Source organism: Collimonas sp. OK242 (assembly GCF_900107095.1).
Classification (GTDB): Bacteria; Pseudomonadota; Gammaproteobacteria; order Burkholderiales; family Burkholderiaceae_D; genus Collimonas.
Map to the genome: position 1 here is coordinate 209,311 of NZ_FNOR01000006.1, position 20,567 is coordinate 229,877.

Consider the following 20,567-nt stretch of genomic DNA (forward strand, 5'->3'; position numbering starts at 1 on the left):
CGACGATCTTTATGCTACAAGTGAATTATTATCATAACTATTATGCGAGTTTGTTGTGAATACTCATGATATCGAAGCTTTCGTGGCCGTGGTCGAGACCGGTTCGATTGTTGCAGCGGCAACCCGTCTGCATCTGACTCAGCCGGGCATCAGCCGGCGTGTCCAAAGCCTGGAAGACAGGTTGGGAGTGGCCCTGCTGGAACGCCAGTCGAAACCGCTGAAACCTACCGCTGCCGGCCGCGAGGTTTATCAACGTGGCCGCCGTGTGCTGGGATCGGTTGCGGATTTGCTGGCCGGCGTAGAACCCGGTTCGGAGGCGAGCGGTGAATTTCGTCTGGGGGTGGCGCCGTTTCTGGCGGAATTGGCCCTGACTCACCCCATTGATCGCTTACGCACCGAGTTCGTCAAGCTGACCTTGCGCATCACAACCGGCTGGTCGCCGACCCTGCTGACTCTGTTGGAAAGCAACGCGATCGATGCCGCTGCGGTGGTTTTGCCGGACGACGTGATGCCGCCCAATACGCTGACGACACATTTGCTTAGCCACCAGCTGCCGGTGATCGTGGCGCAGCGTGAAGCGGGTTTGAGCGAGGGCCGCTTGTCGCTGCAGGAACTGGCATCGCAAGCCTGGATCTTGAACCAGGATGGTTGCGGCATCCGCCGCTCGATCCGGCATACGCTGGACGCAGCGCGTTTGCCGGTCGATGTTGCGGTCGAAACTTTCGGCACCGAACTGCAATTGTCGCTGGTGGCGCGCGGCATCGGCATCGGCATGGTCATGCCTGGCGCCTTGGCGCGCAGTGCATTTCGCGCTCAGTTGCGGGTGTTGCAGGTTCCGGAATTCAAGGCCGGCGTGAATACCTGGCTGGTGCATGCCCGCGCGCCGGGACGACTGGCGGCGCCGATCGAGCGTTTGCGCCGGGATATGAGCGAGATGCTGGATGCGGAGGAACGCCTGTTGATTTGAGCCGGCGGGTGCGATACAGCGCCGGCATAAAAACGCGACCATCAGTTATATAGGGTGAAAACACTACGATCACGATCACGATGATGAAGACGATGAATGATTTTTGCGGCGCTTGCGCTACCTTATCCAGCGCTTCGATAGAAAATGGTCGAAAGACCAATTCCCGGCGCCACGGCATAGCAGCACCAGCAGCATCGCAGCCCATTGGATATGCGTGGGCCACGCTAGCGGATAAACAAATATCTCAATGACCATCGTCATACCCAGCAGTATCAGAGCCACGGGCCTGGTCGCCAGTCCCAGCACCAGCAGCACCGGCGCAGTCAACTCGACCGACACCGCCATGTAGGCCGCAATTTCCGGTGGCAGGAGCGGCAATTTATATTCTTCCCGGAATAGTTCGAGAGCAGTGTCCCAATTCGCCAGTTTGGTCATCGCTGAGTTCCAGAATATCGTCGCAACCGCGATCCGCAACGGAATGGCGAGGAAGGTATAAGGTACACGCTCGAACCACTGCATAAGACGTATCAAGCGGTTTTCATTGCGGCGCTGCGGCGTAGCCGATTGCGATAAGGGCGTCATGACCGAATTCTCCTGAATGTTAACAGGCCCTAGAACGTCGTGTCTGCCGGACCGACGTCCACAAAGCATCCGCGTACCAGATGCGAGGCCAGCACGGTTTGCGCATCGGTACAGGGCGCCTCCCTCAGCGCAGCATGCAATGGCCGCCCGGAAAACAGCGCCGCCGTAAAGCGCCATTGGCATTGGCTCAGGCGCGCCACTTCGACACCGCATTCCGTTCGGTGCAGGAGCAACCAGGCCGGACCATCTGCTAGATCGATCGCCGCCATGGCATGATCGTCGCGCTCCAGTACTGCATGCCAGATGGCGTCCGCCGGAAAATCGCAGCGCAGCAGTTTTGCCGCAGGGTGAGGTGCAAACCGCCAATGCGCCAGCTCAGCTTTATCTAATTGCGCAAGCCGAGCTATCTTGAGCGGCTGGGCGTCCGCTGCATGCAAAACGATATTCACTTGCCATTCAAGGCGGGCTACATCGGCGAGATAGGGCAACGATGCGGCCTGCGGAAGCTGCGCCAGGAATTCAGGAAAATCTGCACCATATTCATCCAGCAATGCACTGTGTGGCGGGCCTTCGGCGGCGAACAGGCGCGCCACACCTTCGAAGAATTCCGCACCCACCAGATAGCGGACGGCCGGGAAAGACAGGGTCAGTGCCGTTGTAAGCACACTGGTGCAGGTATTGCGGTAAATGTCGAGCCGCGCGCTACCGCCCAAACCGTCGGCGATCACATAGGCAGACAGGTCGCCATCCATATGATGCCGCATGCTTTGCTCAATCGTGCGTTGCAGTTCAAGCAGCGTTGGCATGGATGGGCTCCTGTCGCTGTTGCTCGAGAGCCGCTTCGGCGGTCGCGGCTTCCTCCATCAATATTTCAAGCGCCGGCACTTCAGTATCCCATTCAATCAAGGTGGGAACCGGCCCGAAACGTTCAAGCGCTTCCTGATAGAGCGCCCAGACTGCGGGAGCTACGCGCGAGCCGTGGTCATCGATGCGTAGCGTTTGTCCGTTCTCTAGCTGCCGGATGCTATGGCCGGCCAGATGGATTTCGCCGATCGCTGCTGGCGGCAGAGCGCGCAGATAGGTAATAGGATCCCAGCCGTGATTGCTGGCGCTGACGTAGATGTTGTTGACGTCACATAAGATTCCGCAGCCGGTACGCTGGACGACTTGCGCGAGGAATTCCCATTCCGGGATAGTCGAGTGGCGGAAACGCAGATAGGTCGAAGGATTTTCGACCAGGATGCGTCGCTTGAGGTGAGCCTGCACCTGATCGACATGCCGGCAAACAACTTGCAATGCTTCTTCGGTCATCGGCAGCGGCAGCAGATCGGCCAGATACCTGCCGCCGACGGCGCTCCAGGACAGATGCTCCGAAACCAGGCCAGGTTCTATCCGTTCGGCCACACCCCGCACGCGAGCCAGGTGTGCGCCGTCAAGGCCGTCGGCACTGCCAAGGGACAAACCGACGCCATGCAGCGAAATCGGGTAGTCGCGACGAATTTTATCCAGGTACTGTGGCGCGCTGCCGCCGCCCATGTAATTTTCGGTGTGCACCTCGAACCAGGCGACATCGGGCGTCGCATCAACAACGGCTTGATGATGACGGTAGCGCAGCCCGACACCCGCTTGCGCGGGGATCGGGCCGGGCGCATCTTGCGGCCTGACAACAGAAGTATGCATATGCCGGTGCCGCTTCAGCTTGCCTGCAACTTGCCGCCCTGAATCTTCGAGCAGTCGCCGGCCGGCAGCAACACGAAGGACTTCGGATCGCGTGCTTGAGTGGCTTGACCCGCACAAGAATGCGCACCTTCAGCGCAGTCGTTCTTCGAGACCGCATTAATGCCGTAACATTTCTCCAGCTTGTTTTTTGCCATTCTCGCCATATTGTCCTTGACGGGCTGTGGCATGGCGCTCATGTCCTTCATGTTCTGGGCCTGTACCGGCGCTGACATGGCGAGTGCGAGACCGATTGCGGCGGACAGTGTTGACGCTGCCCATGCTTGTTTGCTCATTTTTCATTCTCCTCAAGTTGAGGTCGCAGGGTCGCGGCCTTGCTGATAAATTCGCCTGGAGTCCGCCAAAGGTTACGCCGCATAAAAAATTTATTTTTCGAGACAGAATCCTCCCTGGAGCGCAAAATTTGCCTATGTCATCCAAAACACGTCGCCCCAGCCCATCGCTGAATCTCGTACAGAGTCCTCAGGATTCGGGCGCGCCGGGCAATTCTGCCGCAGCATCGGATACCCGCTCCGACGGCACACCGGATTGGTCCATCTATATGGCTCGGGCGCAAGACGGCGACGGCGAGGCTTACCGACGCCTGCTCGAAGAGATTGTTCCTTATCTTCGGGCGCTTGCCATCCGCCGCATCGGCAATCGCAGCGATGCCGAGGATACTGTGCAAGATATTCTGCTGACGATACACACAGTGCGGCACACGTACGACCCGACTCGTCCGTTCGGCCCGTGGCTGGTTGCCATCGCCAGCCGGCGCATCATTGACGGCCTACGGCGACAGGGGCGCCATAACGCACACGAAGCACCGCTCGATCAAGAATATGAAACCTTGTCGACCCATGAGGCGAATCTCCAAGAAGAGGCAACAGATGCCGGCATGCTGCGTGCGGCCGTTGCGCGCCTGCCGGTCGGACAACGAAATGCGATACAAATGCTGAAACTGGAAGAAATGTCATTGAAGGAAGCTGCCGCGTCTAGCGGCATGTCGGTCGCTGCGCTGAAAACTGCGACTCATCGCGCCTTGAAGAGCCTGCGCAAGATGATTGACAAACGAGGTGGCAAACCATGAAATCGACCGCCAATCTGATTAACTCATTAGTCACAGATGTCAAGCCGGTGCGGCGCCTGCGATCGCCAATGGTGCGTGCGGCGTGCTGGTTATTGTTTGCCGCATTGATGCTGGTGCTGGTTGCTGTCGGACATGGTGTGCGGCCGGATCTGATGCTCAAGCTGCGTCAGCCTGTTTTTATCACCGGCGTCGCTGCAGCTCTTCTGACCGCTGTTCTTGCTGCGATGGCGTCGTTTATTGTCAGCATTCCCGGACTGTCACGGCGCTGGCTGTTATTACCGATGCCTGCTCTCGCGGTGTGGGTTTCGACGATTGGCTACGGATGCCTGACTAACTGGGTCAGTATTGGCCCGGACGGCCTGTCTCTTGGAGAGACTGCGCGCTGCTTCGTGACGTTAGTGGTGACCAGTATCCCTTTGTCGCTGGCGATGCTCATCATGCTGCGTTACGTAGCGCGTTTATCTCCAGCACCGGTAGTGATGACAGGCAGTCTCGCGGTCGCAGCGATGACGGCGGTCGCCTTGTCCCTGTTCCATCCGCTCGATGCAACGATCATGATTCTGATGTCGAACTTCGGCGTGACGGCTCTGCTCTTGGCTCTCGGCAACAGATACGGACAACGGCTGTTTGCATGGGTAGCGTCACGCGGATGAGGCGGTTCGAGACTCCCGGAAAGACGTATGCCGGATACTATTTACAACACCCATGCTGGGCTTGAATCGGCGGACATTTCACCGAGCCGAAGGAGCAAAACACACAGCAATCACCCGGATTGGCTCGTAAAAGCGCCTTGCAGTTACTGCATTCGTAATAGAACTGGCAAGCGTCAGTAGGCATGCTTTCTAGCTTGGCAACGCCGCATTGCGGGCAAGTCAGAACAGATTCAAGGACGATAGCGTTGGGCATGGCAGGTCACTTGTGCAAAGTGGAGGGATAGCCGGCGTTCGCGGTGGCCTTGGTCAACGCTTCAGCCTGAGCTTTGTCTGGGTCATAAGTAACGATCGCTGTCTTCTTATTGAAGTCGACCGTGACGGCACTCACGCCAGTCACCTTCTCCAGCGATTTTTTGACAGTAATTGGGCACAGTTCGCACGTCATGTTTTTGACCTCGAGCGTGACAGTTTTCGAGGCGGCCGCCAGCGTCATGACAGGCAACGCGGCGAGCATGGCAATCAGCAATTTACGCATGGGGAATTCCTTTCAGTAGAACAGCGGTGCCAGCGAGGGTACGGCCAGCAGGCCGAGTAACAGGACAGCGACAATCCAGAATATCAGCCGCTGCCGCTTAAGTGCGCGCGGATCGGCGCAGGATGTGCCTGGTGCGCAGACCTGCGGCACTAGGTAGAGCTTGCGAAATGCAAGGCCGAGAAACAGCAGCGTGAACCCAATGAAGATGGGCCGGTACGGTGCCATCGCCGTCAGATTGCCTACCCACGTACCGCCGATGCCGAGCGCCAGCAAGATCAGCGGCCCGACGCAACACACCGAAGCACCGATGGCAGCCAATACGCTCGCAATCAACGAGCCTTTTTCCGGGAATTGCGTCATGTTTGTCGCCTTGAACTTGCTTATCCTAGTATTACTCTACACTCTGTACCTAGGTACGGAATCAAGGAAAATATGATGGCGACGGAACTGACTATCGGCAAGCTGGCGGAAGCTGCCGGGGTGAATGTCGAAACGATCCGCTACTACCAGCGGCGCGGGTTGCTGGACGAACCAGCCAAGCCGCTGGGCGGCCATCGGCGCTATCCGGCGGACATGTCTAAACGGGTTCGTTTCATCAAACGGGCGCAGGCGCTCGGTTTCACGTTGTCCGAAGTTGGCGGGCTGCTCAGCTTGGATGAGGCACATGCCTGTACTGACACGCGGGCACTCGCCGCCCGCAAGCTGATATTGATCGATCAGAAGATGGCAGACCTTGCTGTCATGCGGCAAATGTTGGGGGGATTAATGCAGCAGTGCGTCGGCGACGGCCACGCAGTCTGCCCTATTATTGATGCGCTGACGCGGGAAGAAAATTCGGCTGAATGACACGTCAAGGTTAGCGCTGAAAGGGATCTGAACCCCTGCGACTGGACTAGGCCGGGGGGAAGAATTTGATACGTTGCCGTGTTTCAATTCGAAACACTTGATACACGATCCGGATAGGTTGGCGGCCGATACGTTCGTACAATCAAATCGTTGTCAACGTCGAAGGAGAATCAAATGGAAGCCAACCAAACAGCCACTCGCTTGCACCCCTTGGTCGCCGGCGCTGCCGCATCCCTGATCCTGGTGAGCTTGCTTGGCGTCGCAGCGATGACTGGCTTTCTTCCTAGTTCCCACGGCAGCGTGGCTGGAACCCAGGCTCCGGAGGCAACTTCCGCCGCGCAGCAGCCGATGGCAAATGCCGCTGCGCCGATAACGCCGACAACCGCAGCACCGGTATTGGTGCAGACCGCGAACGGCTATCAATATATGCAAGCGGCTGCCTCGCCCGCAGTGGCGGGATATCAGGTTGAACCGCCCCTCACCGCGCCCAGACAAAAACCGATAGTGCATCATGTTTATCGCAATCATGCAGCAACCTATGCGCAGGCTGGGCCGGCGCCGCAATACCTGGCGCCGGTCGAGCAAGCTCGCCCGACTGCACAGCTAAGCCCGTTGGGGATAGCTACCGGCGCGGTAATCGGCGGCCTGCTGGGTCATCAGGTTGGCGGTGGCAACGGCCGTACGCTGGCGACAGTAGCGGGCGTGGTTGGCGGTGGATATTTGGGTAATACAGTCGCCAGAAATTACGGCTACTAACTCATTGATGCTCGCCACTACCAAAAGGGCAAGAGCTGTAACTCAAAAAAGGATTTGCTCGCCCGTGTCGGTGAGCCGATTTACGACGAGAGATTAGATCGCGCTCTTGAGTGTCCTGTGCATTCGTGGCTCCGCGCTTTGCCGGATTGCGGATGCGTCGCTTCGGGATTATTGATACTTACGTAAATCATGACAACCATTTTGAATTTCAAACGTTATCGACTGCACGCAACAAGCTCAAGAGCGCTCAAAAACGCCCTTCGATTATCGCCGCCTGCTGGGCGCAGGCTACCTTGTGGTGATGTCATGAATTATGAAAGTCTCAATAATTGGCCCATACCATGCCACAGACGCGACACACTGAATTCCGAGCGCCAATGCAAAGACTAAGAACAGTTTTTTCGTTTCCGACACTCAGGATTGATCTGATTTCGACATAGGTGGCCAAAGCTGTCACTCGGCAATCCCTGCGCGTTGAAATTAGTGTAGGTTTCTCTTAAACTTAGTTTCAGCCTCCGCCACCGTCTCTTGGATGTTTTTATTGGCAGGATTTTGCGCAGCATAAAGGCCAATGTTATTTTGCGCCACACGAAGGGCTCCGAATTGATCAACGCGCTCGGCCCATCGCTCCCCATCCCCCGACGAAATCAAAAATGAAATAATTTTTCTGGGGTCAGTTGTCGCGGTGTTTAACTCGTTTAATAAATATTTATCATAATTTGCAGTATTTCCAGAACTAGCAAGCAGTGCAGTCGCTTGTAACCATGCCGCATAGGCAACTGCGTCCGTCAAACCAAATTGATTCTGGTTTTCTGAAAATTGTGGTTGGTGTTCAGCGAGTATCGCTTGAACAGTGCCGTAGGTTTCCGGTGAAAATTGTTTTAAATCGTCTGGTTTTTGTATGGAATATGTTAAAACGTCTACGGAGTACTGATTCCCGCCTAACTTAATTTTGTTGAGGATGTCGCTTTGCGCATCTTTAGGCGCTTGTGATGCCAAAAACGCGAGTTGGCCATAGTATTCTTCGTCACCAAGATATCCCGCATCTTTTACATCTGATAGAACACGCAGAGAGTCAGGTAAATAACCGAAATTAGAATATGCTAGTGCCGCCGCACGCCCGATTCCTTTGTTTCCAGAGTTCATGAGGTCTTTCAACTCAGTAAGAACTTCGCTATTCAAGCCAAGCGCATCATCTCGTGAGTGAAATCTCGAAAGCATTTCCGTTAGGGTAATTCTCTCTTCGTTAGTGGTTTTTGATTTGAGAAGCTCTTGTACCCGGCGAAAGTTTTCAATGGTACGCGGCAGCCCCAATGCATCGATCGTTTCAAGCAATGCTCGACCTTCTACGCCACTTCCAATATATTTTTTCTGATACAGAGAAAACAACCTTTTTGCCTCAACTTCTTTGGGCTTGTTTGGATCTGGTTTTTCTGATTCAGAAAAAGAGAAGTCTATCGCCTCAACTGCCCGAGGAAGACTGTTCATCGTCTGTGTTGGCGAAGGGGTTAGGAAGAACCCCTCCCGGACGGCGTTCGTAGATGGTAATGCATAGACCAAGAGAACTAAACATACCAGGCCGCCGATTATCCATAAGACTTTTTTCATGACCAACTATTTAATGTTAGAAAGAGATTTGCAGGAAACGCCGTCCAAATATTGAGTAGTCTGGATTGCCATGTCGCGTCGACTGGACGATTTGTTTGATAGTTGTTTCCATAGGGGATTGTCGATGTGTAGACAGAAAGAATGAAAGTGTCGCATCGATACCTCCCGCGTGTTCGATTCCTGATGCCGTCAGCCGGGTACGCGCGTAAATAACTTGGACTTACCGTATAGTCGGCGCCGATCAAGTACTGTTGTCTGGCGTATTGCACTAGCGCTATACGTGTACTAACGCTCTGGACGGGTCCTTGAGGTGCAGGAAGAGTACTGGTGCAGCTCGTATCAAAACAATTGTAGACGGTATAGTTAGGGATCTTAGGAGTCGCAGCGCCCCAATATGTCGTTCTCGATTTGAAGTTGGCGAGGCTGTTATAGTGGATAGCATTAGGCCCAGCGGATGGGTCTAGAACTTCCACTACGTTACCACCATCCCACATCCCCACATGTCCGACTACCCCTAGCACGCTGTCCAGATTTCGTCCCACCACGTCACCTGCTTGTGTTGGGTCAGGGAACGCAGGTGCAGGAGGGCGATTTACGATCATGCCGCCACCATGATGCGCACTTTGAGAATATGCGCTATGGCAGCTAAGAATCAAAAATGCCAGAGTTGCTATATTTTAAAAAGCATAATATGTTCCTTATATTTAACATTGAAAAACAACGATCTACATTTAGTGTCAAATAGGCAATAAATTGCTTTTATGATAATGCGTACTTAAGAAGTTCACAACTCCTCTTTCTGGAACAAGACTTGTGCCAGTAAACGTGTTAATCGGCCGGGGCTTCCAGTAGTTCACCGTGCTAAAACGGCTTTACGGTTGGCCGACACGTTTGAGCAAAGGGCGCTCCTGGAGCGCCCCTTTTTATTGTTCTAACCTCCGTCGTGAGAATGACGGCTCCCAGGTGGCCAGTGCCTCATCTTGACAATGCGATGCCAAGCAACCTAGTGCAGTACGCTCCAGCGACAGCCTGAACAGCCTTATACCCGTCGGCCCGAGTTCACGCCGCCACAGGCTGGCCTCGGTATCCCCCGGTTGGATAAAACACCAGTCCTGGGCGATCACCGGCCCTGCGTCGGCCCGCTCATTCATCCAATAGACGCTGCCGCCTGTGACAGGCTCATGCATCCGTATAGCCCAGGCAATGGCGTCCCGGCCGCGATGCAGCGGTAACAGGCGCAGGTGATAGCCAATCGCGGCCAACCGGGCCTCGTCGGTGATGTAGCAATGGGCGTGGGCGGCAATGATTATTGATACTTACGTAAATCATGACAACCATTTTGGATTTCAAACGCTATCTCTCCAAGGTTGATATTGGAGAGAGTTTGAATGGCACAAAAGCGATTGAGCGATGCCGCCAGAAAGCGGTTAAAGGCTGGGCGATGTTGCTGGCTGGGAAAGGCTGCGCGGAGGTAGCGTTGGCTGTGGATGTGGATGTGGCTCGGCAGACGGTATACACATGGAAGCGGTTGCTCGATGAAGGCGGCATTGAGGCTCTGCGGGAGGTTCCTGAGCGAGGGCGACCAGCCCAGCTTGATGAACAACAGTTGGCGGCTATTCGCGCCACGCTTTTGCAAGGTCCGACTGAACAAGGATTTGGTACAGAACTGTGGACGCTCAAGCGCGTGGGTGCTGTCATCGAACGCATGCATGGTGTTCGCTTTAGCCAGACGCAGGTCTGGCGCATCCTTGGCTCTCTGGGCTTTAGCCCGCAAAAGCTGGAAAAGCGGGCTATCGAGCGCAACGAAGATGCCGTGCGCAGCTGGAAACGCCGTACCTGGCCGACTCTCAAAAAAAATGCCCCAATCGAGTGTGAATGGGGCATTTTTTTAGGAAGAATTTTCTGAAATTATTATATTGCGGCTACCCCAGATAACTGATGGCCGCGTTTTCTTCAAGCAAGGTCAAACCGGTTTGCGGTCAGTTGCGCTGAATTTAATACGCACCCATGAAATCACGCTTGCCGACTTCCACGCCGTTGTGGCGCAGGATGTCGTAGGCGGTGGTCACGTGGAAGAAAAATTGCGGCAAGCCATAGCCCAGCAGGTAAGTCTGGCCGGTCAGTTTCTTCTCTTTCGGCGTGCCAGGACGCAATACGATTTCGAGCGTTTCGCTGCCGTCGATTTGCGCCGCGCTCAAGCCGTCGATAAATGCCAGCGTCTTCTTGATGCGGGCGTGCAGATCGGCGAAAGTTTGTTCGTTGTCTTCATACGCCGGAACTTCGGCGCCGGCCAGGCGAGCCGGCACGCTTTTGGCAAAATCGGCGGCGATCTGTACCTGGCGGATCAGCGGGAACATGTCCGGGAACAGGCGTGCTTGCAGGAACGCGTTAGGGTCGATTTTCTTTTCGGTCGCGTGTACTTCAGCCTTTGCCAACACGTCGTTGAGGGCCGTCAGCATTTGTTTGAACACGGGAATCGAGGCGCTGTGCATGGAGATGGTCATGAGTGTTCCTTGGTTGGTGTTGCAGAGTGTTCGGGAAAGGTGGTGTGGCTAAGTGGCGTGATTATAGTGCTTGCTTGAAGAATCCGCTGCCGGCGCCTTATTGCCGTAAACGCTAAAGCCCCAGCAATTTTTTCTTGGTGCTGATCCATTCCGAGCGCGAGATAAGTCCCTGCTTGTATTGTTCAGCCAGTCTGTCCAGCTGTTCAAAATCTACGGGCGCACGGGTGAGTACCAGGGAGGCAGCGATTTTTTTCTCGATCTCGCTTTTCAGATGCGCGAATCTGGTGAGTTGCCTGCGGTTGAACAGCACCGTATTTTCATCGTTGGCGGCGCGCATAAGCGTGGTGTCGCTTTGCGTGCCGTTGGTTAAATAAAAGCGGATATAACCATTGGTCAAAAGTCCGGGCAATTCGATGCGAACCCCGCTCAGTGCGGAAATCGGAATGTCTTTGTCGCCATTCCTGGACTGGGTCAGCCGCGCCATGGCGCCGGCGCGTTTTATCTGGACTCGGTCGCTGAGCAGCGTTACCTGGCCATTGACACCCCGTAACTGTATTTCCACCTGTATGACCGCTGGCTCCACGCTGACTTACCTTCTTTTTTACCTTCTATTGCAATCTTCTTAGCGTCAATTACTGCTGCCCATGGTCAGATAATGTAACACCGGCTTGGCAAGTAATAAAGACGCCGCACCGAATTTACGGTGCGGCGTCTTTAGCGTGCCGAAGATGGGCCGAGTTGCGGTTTGAACCGGGTTGTTACTTGCCCCAGCTGTCTTTCAAGGTAACAGTCCGGTTGAATACCGGCTTGCCAGGCTTGGAATCAATACGGTCGGCGACGAAGTAGCCATGCCGTTCGAACTGGTAGCGCTCTTCCGCCTTGGCGTCCTTCAAGCCGGGCTCCAGGTAGGCGGTGATCACTTGCTTGGCGTTCGGATTCAAGGCGGCCTTGAAATCCTTGCCGCCGGCATCCGGATGCGGATCGGTGAACAGGCGGTCGTACAGCCGCACTTCGGCTTCTACGGCGTGGGCGACGCTGATCCAGTGAATATTGCCTTTGACCTTGTAGTTGGCGCTGCCTTCGGTGCCACTCTTGCTATCTGGAAAATATGTGCAGTGGACTGCGCTGACCTTGCCATCCGCATCTTTTTCAAAGCCGGTGCATTCGACCACATAGCCATGACGCAGGCGCACCCGGCTGCCCGGCTTGTCGGCGGTGGGCGGGAACAGGCGGAAATATCCTTTGGCCGGGGTTTCCATGAAATCTTCCTGTTCGATCCACAGCGTGTTGCTGATTGGAAAGTGACGCAGCGCCGTGGCGTGCTCGGGGTGCGCCGGCGGATAGACCGGTGCGTGACAGGCCACGGTTTCGCCTTCCGGGAAATTGTCGATGATCAGTTTCAGCGGCTGCAGCACGGCACTGGCGCGCGGCGCTTTGGGATCGAGATCTTCGCGCAGGGCGCCTTCCAGCGAGCTCATGTCGATCCAGCCGTCGGACTTGGTGACGCCGGTGCGATCGCAAAACAATTGCAGCGATTCCGGCGTAAAGCCGCGGCGGCGGATACCGACCAGGGTCGGCATGCGCGGATCGTCCCAGCCGTCGACGATGCCTTCATCCACCAGCTGGCGCAGCTTGCGCTTGCTGGTAATCACGTAGGTGACGTTGAGGCGCGAGAATTCGTACTGGTGCGGCACCGGTTTTTGCAGGAAGCCGGCGCTGCTCAAATGCTCCAGCAGCCAGTCGTAGAAAGGGCGGTGATCCTGGAATTCCAGGGTGCAGATCGAGTGCGAGATGTTTTCCAGCGCATCCGAAATCGGGTGCGTGAAGTCGTACATCGGATAGATGCACCATTTGTCGCCGGTACGGTGATGATGGGCATGGCGGATCCGGTAGATCGCCGGGTCGCGCAGGTTCATGTTGGGCGACGCCATATCGATCTTGGCGCGCACGATGTGTTCGCCATCCTTGAATTCGCCAGCCTTCATGCGGCGGAACAGATCCAGCGATTCGTCTGCCGGGCGGTTGCGGAACGGCGAATCCTTGCCTGCTTCGCCGAAATTACCGCGATTCGCTGCCATCTGTTCGGCGCTTTGGCTGTCGACATAGGCCAGGCCGGCGGTGATCAGGTATTCCGCCATGGTGTACAGCTGGTCGAAGTAGTCGCTGGCGAAGTAAAGATGTTCGCCGGTACTGTCTTTCCAGTCGAAACCGAGCCATCGAACGCTGTCGATGATGGTGTCGACATATTCCTGTTCTTCTTTTTCAGGATTGGTGTCGTCGAAACGCAAGTTGCAGCGGCCGGCGTAATCGCGCGCCAGGCCGAAGTTGACGCAGATCGACTTGGCGTGGCCGATATGCAGGTAACCGTTGGGTTCCGGCGGAAAGCGGGTGACCACCTGCGGTAACGGCTGCCCCTGGCTGTCCTTGCGTTCGGCGTAGGCGCCGGCGGTCAGATCGGTTTCGATGATGCCGCGCAGGAAATTGGACGAGGCTGGTGCAGGCGGGGTGTGGCCGTTAGTGTGATCGGTGCTCATGGAGAATTGATTTATACGCTTTGCTGAATGGTAGGGAGGTACTTCATTCTACCGTAGCGAGAGCATTTTCAGGCGCGGCCGGGCAGATTTTGTTGCACCGCATATACGGGACGGCGTAAATAGAATATTTATCAAAAAGATATTTTTAAATTCTTACATCTGACGGAACAAGTGGGCAAATACGCGGCTCACGGTCGGCATCTCTGTGCGGCCGCGCAGCTTGAGCGACAGCTTGCCGCTTTCGTCGCGTACCGCCATCTGGATCGATTGGTGATTGACGACGGTGCCGCGGTGTACCTGCCAGAACTGCCGGCTGTCGAGCTGCGGCAACAGTTCCTTGAGGCTGGTGCGGATCAGCGACTCGCTATCGGCGGTGACGACATTGATGTATTTGTCGCTGGCTTCGAAATAAATCACCTCGCTGATCGGGATCATGCGGATCTGGTTGCCGACCGCGGCGCGGATCATGGTCAGCGGCTCGGCGCTGGCCTTGGGCTGCATGTTGTGCAGCTGGCCGATCAGGCTATCCAGCGCAGCATTGCTGTCGCTGTTTTGTTGCAGGCGCTGCTGCAGGCGGGCAATGGTCTTGCCCAGGCGCGCATCGCTGATCGGCTTTAGCACGTAATCGGCGGCGGCATGCTCGAAGGCGCTGATCGCGTATTCATCGTAGGCGGTAACAAACACGATGAGCGGGAAAGCTTCATTCTCTGGCCATTCTTCGGCTAGCTCCTGAGCCGCTTCGAGCCCGCTTTTTCCGGGCATCTTGATATCGAGGAACAGAATGTCGGGACGTTGCCGGAGGGTTTGCTCGATCACCGCCTGGCCGTTGGCGACGCTGGCGATGATCTGCAACGCCGGCCACAGGCGCTGCAATGCCTGCACCAGCGCGGCCGCCAGGATCGGTTCGTCTTCGGCAATCAGGGCGCGCAATTTGGATGATGGTGTCATGACGGGATAGGCAGTTGGAGTTGGGCGATGACGCCGTGCGGCAGCTTCGGTTGCACGGTCAGGCTAGCTTGCGAACCATACAGCGCCTGCAGGCGTTCATGAATATTGCTGAGACCGATGTGGTGCATTTGGCCAGCCGCTGTCTGCTGTGGTTCCGCCGTCAGGCCGAGGCCGGTGTCGCTGACGTCGAGCAGTAGCAATTGTCCTTGGCGGCGGGCGCTGACTTCGACCCGGCCGCCTTCGATCTTGGGTTCCAAACCGTGCTTGATGGCGTTCTCGACCAAGGGCTGGAGCAGCATCGGCGCAATCACGGTATCGCGCAGCGCGGCCGGTAATTGCAGGTCGAAGCTGAGCCGGCTGCCCATGCGCAGCGACATCAGTTCCAGATAGGCTTCCATCAGGCTGAACTCTTGCACCAGCGTGGTTTGTTCGATGCGTGACGAGGAGAGCGAGGCGCGCAGGAAATGTATCAACTGGTCCAGCATCTGCTGCGCCCGCGCTGCGTCCAGCGCAATCAGGCTCTGCAATGTCGCCAGCGTATTGAACAGCATGTGCGGTTCGATCTGTGCCTGCAGCATCTGCAGCTGCGCCTGCAGCGCCTGTTTCTCGACGGCGGCGGTGCGCGCTCTTTCCATCGCGGCCTGATTGCGCAATTCGGCCAGTGTGCTGAGGTTCCAGAAAAACAGCGTGGCGCCGACGCAGACCGAGACGGTCAGGATAATCAGGCCGACGCCGTTTACGTTCAGATACGCAGACATAGAGAAATTATTTGTTGGCAGGCCGAGCAGCTGATAGGCCAGTCGGCTGCCGAGGACTTGGGCAATGCCTGCCGCCAGCAGTATGTATGCGAGAAAGTGTGCTTTGTGCGGCGTGGTGTTACGCCAGAACACATAGCGGCCGCCTTCTATGAACACCATCGCCAGCATGCCGATGCACAGCGAAAACACCAGGTTCGGCAAGAACTGGTCGCTGATGCGCATCACATAAGTGACAATCACAGCGCACATGATGGTGATGCCGAGGTTGATGCACAGGCTGCGCAGCAGGCGCCGTGCCAGCGGCTCGGCAGTTTGCGGCAATGCGGTCTCGGGTGTCGGCTTCATGCTGGAGGGGTAGGGTTATGTTTTTTTAATTCTCGTTCTATCATGCGCCGTTTCCATTGCGCGCCAGGGTTCCTGAGAAACACTGTCAAGGCGTGGAATAGTAACCCGATTCCCCAGCCCAGGACAGGTCCCAGCACCCACGGACGATCCGGATTATGCAAGAAATTCAGTAGCAACAGGCCGCTGTTGACAATCAAGTATGCCGCCAGATGCAGGTAAAAGCCGACTTTCCTTTCGATCTGACGTTGCGCATCTTGATAGTGTGGATTGGCGTTCGGGTTGGCGTCACTCATGCTAATCCTCCGTAGTGTGGGAATGAAGCCATTGTGAGCGGGTCCGCAGCCGCAAAAAAGTGAAATGCGACGAAACCGGGATTGCGTGGAGCGAATCGCCGTCGGCGGTCGCCGATTGCCAAAACAGTCAAATCCATTAAGAATGAGGGTAAGGCAAGATTGTCTCTGACTGAGCGTAACTGGTTGCAGCAGTTGCTTGCAAATAGTTCCGGTCGGTCACGGAGTCATTCTGGCTTACTTATTCATTCGATAGAAAGAGAAGATTCATGTGGCCCTATCCCAAAATAGTCGCGCATCGCGGCGGCGGCACGCTGGCGCCGGAAAATACGCTGGCCGCGCTGCGTTGCGGCCTGGAACATGGATACCGGGCGGTCGAATTCGACGTCATGCTGGCGCGCGACGGCGTGCCGATTTTGATGCACGACGCCGTATTTGGCCGCACCGTGCGTGGCGTCGGCAAGGTTGCCGACTTCACCTCGGATGAGCTGACTGCAATGGATGCCGGCAGCTGGCTCGGCCCGCAGTTTGCCGGCGAGCCGATATGCACTTATCGGCAGGTACTCGATTTTTGCCGCCGGCATGGCATCTGGATGAATGTTGAAATCAAGCCGGCCGAAGGGTTTGAGGTGGAGACGGGGCGTATCGTCGCCCAGGTAACAGAGGAATTCTTTGCCGATGAGATAGCGGCGCATGAGGCCAGCGGCCGCGGTACCTGGGCCGATCCTGCATTGCCATTGTTTTCGTCTTTTTCGTTTGAAGCCCTGCGCGCTGCGCAAGTGGCGGCGCCGGATATCCCGCGCGGCTTCCTGACGGACGTCATCGAAGATGACTGGCAACTGCGTTTGCAGGAGCTGGATGCGGTTGCCTTGCATACCAATCACAAATACCTGTCGCCGATGCAGGCGCAGGCAGTCAAGCAGGCTGCTTATGGTTTATTTTGCTATACGGTAAATACGCCGACGCGCGCCAGGGAGATACTTGGCTGGGGCGTGGACGGATTCTGCACGGACCGGATTGATCTGATCGGCGCCGACTTTTCCTTGCCCGGCTGAACGGGAAGCGGCTTGCAAGCCGGCGGCGTCAGAAAAATAAAAACACGCTGTAGCATCATGTCAACCGAATCAAAAAGCTGGCGTTAATAGAGTGCGGAACCGAGTTTCAGACCATATTCACAGCAATCATGCTGATGGTTGATCGTTAGTTTTACTTGTAAAGCATTAAATTTACTTGTTTTTTAAATAATTTAAAGGAAATCAAAATGAAGATCAACAAATTGCTGGCTGCCGTAGTCATCGCTGCTTTCGCTCTGCCTGTCATGGCACAAAGTGCTCCTGCCGCAGCGCCGGCTTCTGCCGCACCAATGGCAGCTCCTGCCGCCGCACCAGCTGCATCTGCACCTGCTGCTGCGCCAGCTGAAAAAATGCATAAAAAGCATCATCGCGCTAAAAAACACGCTATCAAAGCAGTACCGACCAACAAAGGCGCCTAATAGCCTGCTGTAGCCTGATACGGAGCTGAAACTGAGCTGAATTTCGTCAGAATACAGGCTTCATGTCATTCAAAGCCCGTCGGGGGAGATCCTGATGGGCTTTTTTCATCGTGCCGCGGCGGAGGTCTAGTTAACAATTGCCTGGCTGGTATCACGTATAATCAAAGGTTTGCAAAAGGACGTGCACGTAACCGTAGCGTGATCGATCTCGGATCTGCCTATGATGTTAAGCGTGTGCTCCCTTGCTTTTTTCCTTGCACCGTTTCATTTTTGCCCAAGAACATGAATTCAGCCGAAATCCGCGAAAAGTTTCTCAAATTCTTTGAATCCAAAGGCCATGCCATCGTGCGCTCGTCGAGCCTGGTGCCAGGCAACGATCCGACACTGCTGTTTACCAACTCCGGTATGGTGCAGTTCAAGGATGTGTTCCTGGGTACCGAAAAGCGCAACTATGTGCGCGCCACGTCGGTACAGCGCTGCCTGCGCGCCGGCGGCAAGCATAACGATCTGGAAAACGTCGGCTACACCGCGCGTCACCACACTTTTTTCGAGATGCTGGGCAACTGGTCGTTCGGCGACTACTTCAAGCACGATTCGCTGGTCTGGGCCTGGGAGCTGCTGACCAAGGTATATGGCCTGCCGGCTGACAAGCTGTGGGCTACCGTGTACGAGACGGACGACGAAGCTTACGATATCTGGCACAAGGTGATCGGCCTGCCGAAGGAGCGCATCGTGCGCATCGGCGACAACAAGGGCGCACCGTATGCATCGGACAATTTCTGGCAAATGGCCGACACCGGCCCTTGCGGCCCTTGCTCCGAAATTTTCTACGACCATGGTCCCGACGTCTGGGGCGGTCCTCCGGGCAGCCCGGAGCAGGATGGCGACCGCTACATCGAAATCTGGAACAACGTGTTCATGCAATTCGACCGCCAGATCGATCCGAAAACCGGCGTCGCCACCCTGACGCCATTGCCGAAGCAATGCGTCGATACCGGAATGGGCCTGGAGCGTCTGGCCGCGGTATTGCAACATGTTCACAGCAACTATGAAATCGACTTGTTCCAGAGCCTGATCAAGGCGGCTGCACGCGAGACCCATGTCACCGCTCTGGAAAACAATTCGCTGAAAGTGATCGCCGATCATATCCGCGCCTGTTCTTTCCTGGTGGTCGATGGCGTGATTCCCGGCAATGAGGGACGCGGTTATGTGTTGCGCCGGATTATCCGCCGCGCGCTGCGCCACGGCCACAAGCTGGGCCAGACCAAGCCGTTTTTCTACAAGCTGGTCAAGGACCTGGTGCTGGAAATGGGCGCGGCCTATCCGGAATTGCCGGAAGCCGCAGAGCGTGTCGAACAAGTACTCAAGCAGGAAGAAGAACGTTTCGGCGAGACGCTGGAACACGGCATGAAGATTCTGGAAGCGGCGCTGGCCAAGACGCCGAAGAAGCTGGACGGCGAAACCGCATTTACGCTGTACGACACTTTCGGTTTCCCGCTCGATCTGACCGCGGATATCTGCCGCGAACGTGAGGTCGAGCTGGATGAAGCAGGTTTTGCCACGGCGATGGAACGGCAGAAATCGACTGCGCGCGCTGCCGGTAAATTCAAGATGGCGGCGGCGGTGGAATACAGCGGCGACAAGACCCGCTTCGTCGGTTACGACGCTCTGGCGCATGACGCCAAAGTGCTGGCGCTGTATGTGGATGGCAGCGCAGTACAAAAAATCGAAGCCGGCCAGGACGCCATCGTGGTGCTCGACACTACGCCGTTCTACGCCGAGTCGGGCGGCCAGGTTGGCGATTCCGGCATACTGGAAGCGGCAAGCGCCTTGTTTGACGTGGCCGATACGCTGAAAATCCAGGCCGAAGTTTTCGGTCATCACGGCAATCTGCGCAGCGGATCGCTGGCAGTCGGCGCCAAGCTGAGCGCCAAGGTGGATACCGCAGTGCGCGGCCGCACCATACGCAATCACTCGGCAACCCACCTGATGCACAAGGCTTTGCGCGAAGTGTTGGGCAGCCATGTTGCGCAAAAAGGTTCGCTGGTCGATGCCGACAAAACCCGTTTCGACTTCAGTCACAACGCCCCGGTCAGCGCCGACGAAATTCGTCGCATCGAGGAAATCGTCAATCGCGAAATCCTGGCCAATGTGGCTACCGAAGCCAGGCTGATGTCGTTCGACGACGCGGTTGGCGCCGGCGCCATGGCATTGTTCGGTGAAAAATATGGCGACGAAGTACGCGTATTGTCGATTGGCAGCTCACGTGAATTGTGCGGCGGCACCCACGTCACCCGTACCGGCGATATCGGCTTGTTCAAGATCGTGGCCGAAGGCGGCGTTGCAGCCGGCATTCGCCGTATCGAAGCGGTGACCGGCGAAGCCGGGCTGGCGCTGGTGCAGAACCTGAGCAATCGCGTCAACGAAGCCGCGGCGGCATTGAAAGCGCAGCCGGAAGAACTGACGCAGCGTATCGCCCAGGTGCAGGAACACGTCAAGGCGCTGGAAAAAGAGCTGAGCAGCCTGAAGTCGAAACTGGCTGCGAACCAGGGTGACGAACTGGTAAGCCAGGCGGTCGACGTCAATGGCATCAAGGTATTGGCGGCTACGCTGGAAGGCGCCGATAGTGCGACCTTGCGCGAAACCATGGATAAGCTGAAGGATAAGCTGAAGACTGCGGCAATCGTCCTGGCTGCCGTGAAGGATGGCAAGGTGAGCCTGATCGCCGGCGTCACGGCCGATGCTACTGCGAAGGTCAAGGCAGGCGAGCTGGTCAATTTTGTCGCATTGCAGGTAGGCGGCAAAGGCGGCGGCCGTCCCGATATGGCGCAAGCCGGCGGCACCGATGCCAGCGGCCTGGCGGCGGCGTTGCAAGGTGTCGCTGCGTGGGTCGGCGAACGCGCATAACATCAGTCGCAAGTGACTAAGTTGCCACCGGGCTGG

23 protein-coding genes and 1 pseudogene are annotated in these 20,567 nt (G+C 56.3%); 9 read left to right on the forward strand and 15 right to left on the reverse strand.

The window, feature by feature from the left end; translation table 11 throughout:
* Positions 1 to 55: 55 nt before the first annotated feature.
* Positions 56 to 967, forward strand: coding sequence for a LysR family transcriptional regulator (locus BLV81_RS08275; protein ID WP_092354274.1), 912 nt, complete (start codon positions 56 to 58; stop codon positions 965 to 967).
* Between the two features lie 117 nt (positions 968 to 1,084).
* Here the strand turns inward: BLV81_RS08275 and BLV81_RS08280 are convergent, their stop codons facing one another.
* The 4 genes from BLV81_RS08280 to BLV81_RS08295 form a co-directional block, all read right to left on the reverse strand.
* A complete protein-coding gene (locus BLV81_RS08280) occupies positions 1,085 to 1,486 on the reverse strand; it encodes a DoxX family protein (RefSeq protein ID WP_369823841.1) in 402 nt (133 codons plus the stop codon).
* Between the two features lie 92 nt (positions 1,487 to 1,578).
* Positions 1,579 to 2,355 carry an HvfC/BufC N-terminal domain-containing protein gene (locus BLV81_RS08285; RefSeq protein WP_092354277.1) on the reverse strand — a complete coding sequence of 259 codons (777 nt, stop codon included), beginning with the start codon at positions 2,353 to 2,355 and terminating at the stop codon, positions 1,579 to 1,581.
* Positions 2,339 to 3,229, reverse strand: coding sequence for an MNIO family bufferin maturase (locus BLV81_RS08290; RefSeq protein WP_092354278.1), 891 nt, complete (start codon positions 3,227 to 3,229; stop codon positions 2,339 to 2,341). Before BLV81_RS08290 ends, BLV81_RS08285 begins: the two co-directional genes overlap by 17 nt.
* A 14-nt stretch (positions 3,230 to 3,243) precedes the next feature.
* On the reverse strand, positions 3,244 to 3,561 hold the full coding sequence (locus BLV81_RS08295; RefSeq protein WP_092354280.1) for a BufA1 family periplasmic bufferin-type metallophore: 318 nt from the start codon (positions 3,559 to 3,561) through the stop codon (positions 3,244 to 3,246).
* Positions 3,562 to 3,695: 134 nt separating this feature from the next.
* On the opposite strand from BLV81_RS08295, the gene BLV81_RS08300 reads away from it, so the two are divergent.
* Both BLV81_RS08300 and BLV81_RS08305 read left to right on the forward strand, forming a co-directional pair.
* A complete protein-coding gene (locus tag BLV81_RS08300) occupies positions 3,696 to 4,355 on the forward strand; it encodes a sigma-70 family RNA polymerase sigma factor (protein ID WP_092354282.1) in 660 nt (219 codons plus the stop codon).
* Positions 4,352 to 5,008, forward strand: coding sequence for an NrsF family protein (locus BLV81_RS08305; protein WP_092354284.1), 657 nt, complete (start codon positions 4,352 to 4,354; stop codon positions 5,006 to 5,008). The genes BLV81_RS08300 and BLV81_RS08305 overlap by 4 nt, the downstream gene beginning before the upstream one ends.
* A gap of 37 nt (positions 5,009 to 5,045) precedes the next feature.
* Here BLV81_RS08305 and BLV81_RS24190 read toward each other — a convergent pair whose 3' ends face one another.
* Genes BLV81_RS24190 through BLV81_RS08320 form a run of 3 tightly spaced genes read right to left on the reverse strand, consistent with a single transcriptional unit; the run spans position 5,046 to position 5,903 of the window.
* Entirely contained in the window at positions 5,046 to 5,261 is a 216-nt protein-coding gene (locus tag BLV81_RS24190; protein WP_092354286.1) for a GDCCVxC domain-containing (seleno)protein, read from the reverse strand.
* Between the two features lie 6 nt (positions 5,262 to 5,267).
* Positions 5,268 to 5,543 (reverse strand): mercury resistance system periplasmic binding protein MerP, encoded by a 276-nt coding sequence (gene merP / locus BLV81_RS08315; RefSeq protein ID WP_092354288.1) that lies wholly within the window; start codon positions 5,541 to 5,543, stop codon positions 5,268 to 5,270.
* 12 nt (positions 5,544 to 5,555) lie between these two features.
* The gene (locus tag BLV81_RS08320; protein WP_092354290.1) at positions 5,556 to 5,903 is read right to left on the reverse strand and encodes a mercuric transporter MerT family protein; all 348 of its coding nucleotides are present in this window, start codon (positions 5,901 to 5,903) and stop codon (positions 5,556 to 5,558) included.
* A 75-nt stretch (positions 5,904 to 5,978) separates the two neighbouring features.
* Between BLV81_RS08320 and merR the strand changes: the two genes are divergently transcribed.
* Both merR and BLV81_RS24360 read left to right on the forward strand, forming a co-directional pair.
* The gene (gene merR, locus BLV81_RS08325; protein ID WP_092354292.1) at positions 5,979 to 6,389 is read left to right on the forward strand and encodes an Hg(II)-responsive transcriptional regulator; all 411 of its coding nucleotides are present in this window, start codon (positions 5,979 to 5,981) and stop codon (positions 6,387 to 6,389) included.
* A gap of 174 nt (positions 6,390 to 6,563) precedes the next feature.
* Positions 6,564 to 7,145: a glycine zipper 2TM domain-containing protein gene (locus tag BLV81_RS24360; RefSeq protein WP_092354294.1), complete on the forward strand. Its 582-nt coding sequence runs from the start codon at positions 6,564 to 6,566 to the stop codon at positions 7,143 to 7,145.
* A 480-nt stretch (positions 7,146 to 7,625) separates the two neighbouring features.
* Here the strand turns inward: BLV81_RS24360 and BLV81_RS08335 are convergent, their stop codons facing one another.
* Positions 7,626 to 8,753 (reverse strand): hypothetical protein, encoded by a 1,128-nt coding sequence (locus BLV81_RS08335; RefSeq protein WP_092354296.1) that lies wholly within the window; start codon positions 8,751 to 8,753, stop codon positions 7,626 to 7,628.
* 923 nt (positions 8,754 to 9,676) lie between these two features.
* Entirely contained in the window at positions 9,677 to 10,015 is a 339-nt protein-coding gene (locus BLV81_RS24420; RefSeq protein WP_218134260.1) for a formyltransferase family protein, read from the reverse strand.
* 126 nt (positions 10,016 to 10,141) lie between these two features.
* On the opposite strand from BLV81_RS24420, the pseudogene BLV81_RS08345 reads away from it, so the two are divergent.
* Positions 10,142 to 10,614 (forward strand): annotated as a pseudogene (locus BLV81_RS08345) (IS630 family transposase); the annotation flags it as partial.
* A 133-nt stretch (positions 10,615 to 10,747) separates the two neighbouring features.
* Here the strand turns inward: BLV81_RS08345 and BLV81_RS08350 are convergent.
* The 6 genes from BLV81_RS08350 to BLV81_RS08375 form a co-directional block, all read right to left on the reverse strand.
* The gene (locus BLV81_RS08350; protein WP_092354302.1) at positions 10,748 to 11,257 is read right to left on the reverse strand and encodes a DUF1993 domain-containing protein; all 510 of its coding nucleotides are present in this window, start codon (positions 11,255 to 11,257) and stop codon (positions 10,748 to 10,750) included.
* Between the two features lie 112 nt (positions 11,258 to 11,369).
* Positions 11,370 to 11,840, reverse strand: coding sequence for a DUF4429 domain-containing protein (locus BLV81_RS08355; protein ID WP_092354304.1), 471 nt, complete (start codon positions 11,838 to 11,840; stop codon positions 11,370 to 11,372).
* A 175-nt stretch (positions 11,841 to 12,015) separates the two neighbouring features.
* A complete protein-coding gene (locus BLV81_RS08360) occupies positions 12,016 to 13,791 on the reverse strand; it encodes a glutamine--tRNA ligase/YqeY domain fusion protein (protein ID WP_092354306.1) in 1,776 nt (591 codons plus the stop codon).
* Positions 13,792 to 13,944: 153 nt separating this feature from the next.
* Positions 13,945 to 14,739: a LytR/AlgR family response regulator transcription factor gene (locus BLV81_RS08365; protein WP_092354308.1), complete on the reverse strand. Its 795-nt coding sequence runs from the start codon at positions 14,737 to 14,739 to the stop codon at positions 13,945 to 13,947.
* Positions 14,736 to 15,842 (reverse strand): sensor histidine kinase, encoded by a 1,107-nt coding sequence (locus BLV81_RS08370; RefSeq protein WP_092354310.1) that lies wholly within the window; start codon positions 15,840 to 15,842, stop codon positions 14,736 to 14,738. The genes BLV81_RS08365 and BLV81_RS08370 overlap by 4 nt, the downstream gene beginning before the upstream one ends.
* Complete coding sequence (locus BLV81_RS08375) at positions 15,839 to 16,135, reverse strand: 2TM domain-containing protein (protein ID WP_092354312.1); 297 nt, start codon at positions 16,133 to 16,135, stop codon at positions 15,839 to 15,841. The genes BLV81_RS08370 and BLV81_RS08375 overlap by 4 nt, the downstream gene beginning before the upstream one ends.
* 266 nt (positions 16,136 to 16,401) lie before the next feature.
* On the opposite strand from BLV81_RS08375, the gene ugpQ reads away from it, so the two are divergent.
* The 3 genes from ugpQ to alaS all read left to right on the forward strand — a co-directional run bounded on the left by ugpQ (position 16,402) and on the right by alaS (position 20,531).
* Positions 16,402 to 17,187: a glycerophosphodiester phosphodiesterase gene (ugpQ, locus tag BLV81_RS08380; RefSeq protein WP_092354314.1), complete on the forward strand. Its 786-nt coding sequence runs from the start codon at positions 16,402 to 16,404 to the stop codon at positions 17,185 to 17,187.
* A 206-nt stretch (positions 17,188 to 17,393) separates the two neighbouring features.
* On the forward strand, positions 17,394 to 17,624 hold the full coding sequence (locus tag BLV81_RS08385) for a hypothetical protein (protein ID WP_092354316.1): 231 nt from the start codon (positions 17,394 to 17,396) through the stop codon (positions 17,622 to 17,624).
* A 282-nt stretch (positions 17,625 to 17,906) separates the two neighbouring features.
* A complete protein-coding gene (gene alaS, locus BLV81_RS08390; protein WP_092354318.1) occupies positions 17,907 to 20,531 on the forward strand; it encodes an alanine--tRNA ligase in 2,625 nt (874 codons plus the stop codon).
* Positions 20,532 to 20,567 lie beyond the last annotated feature (36 nt).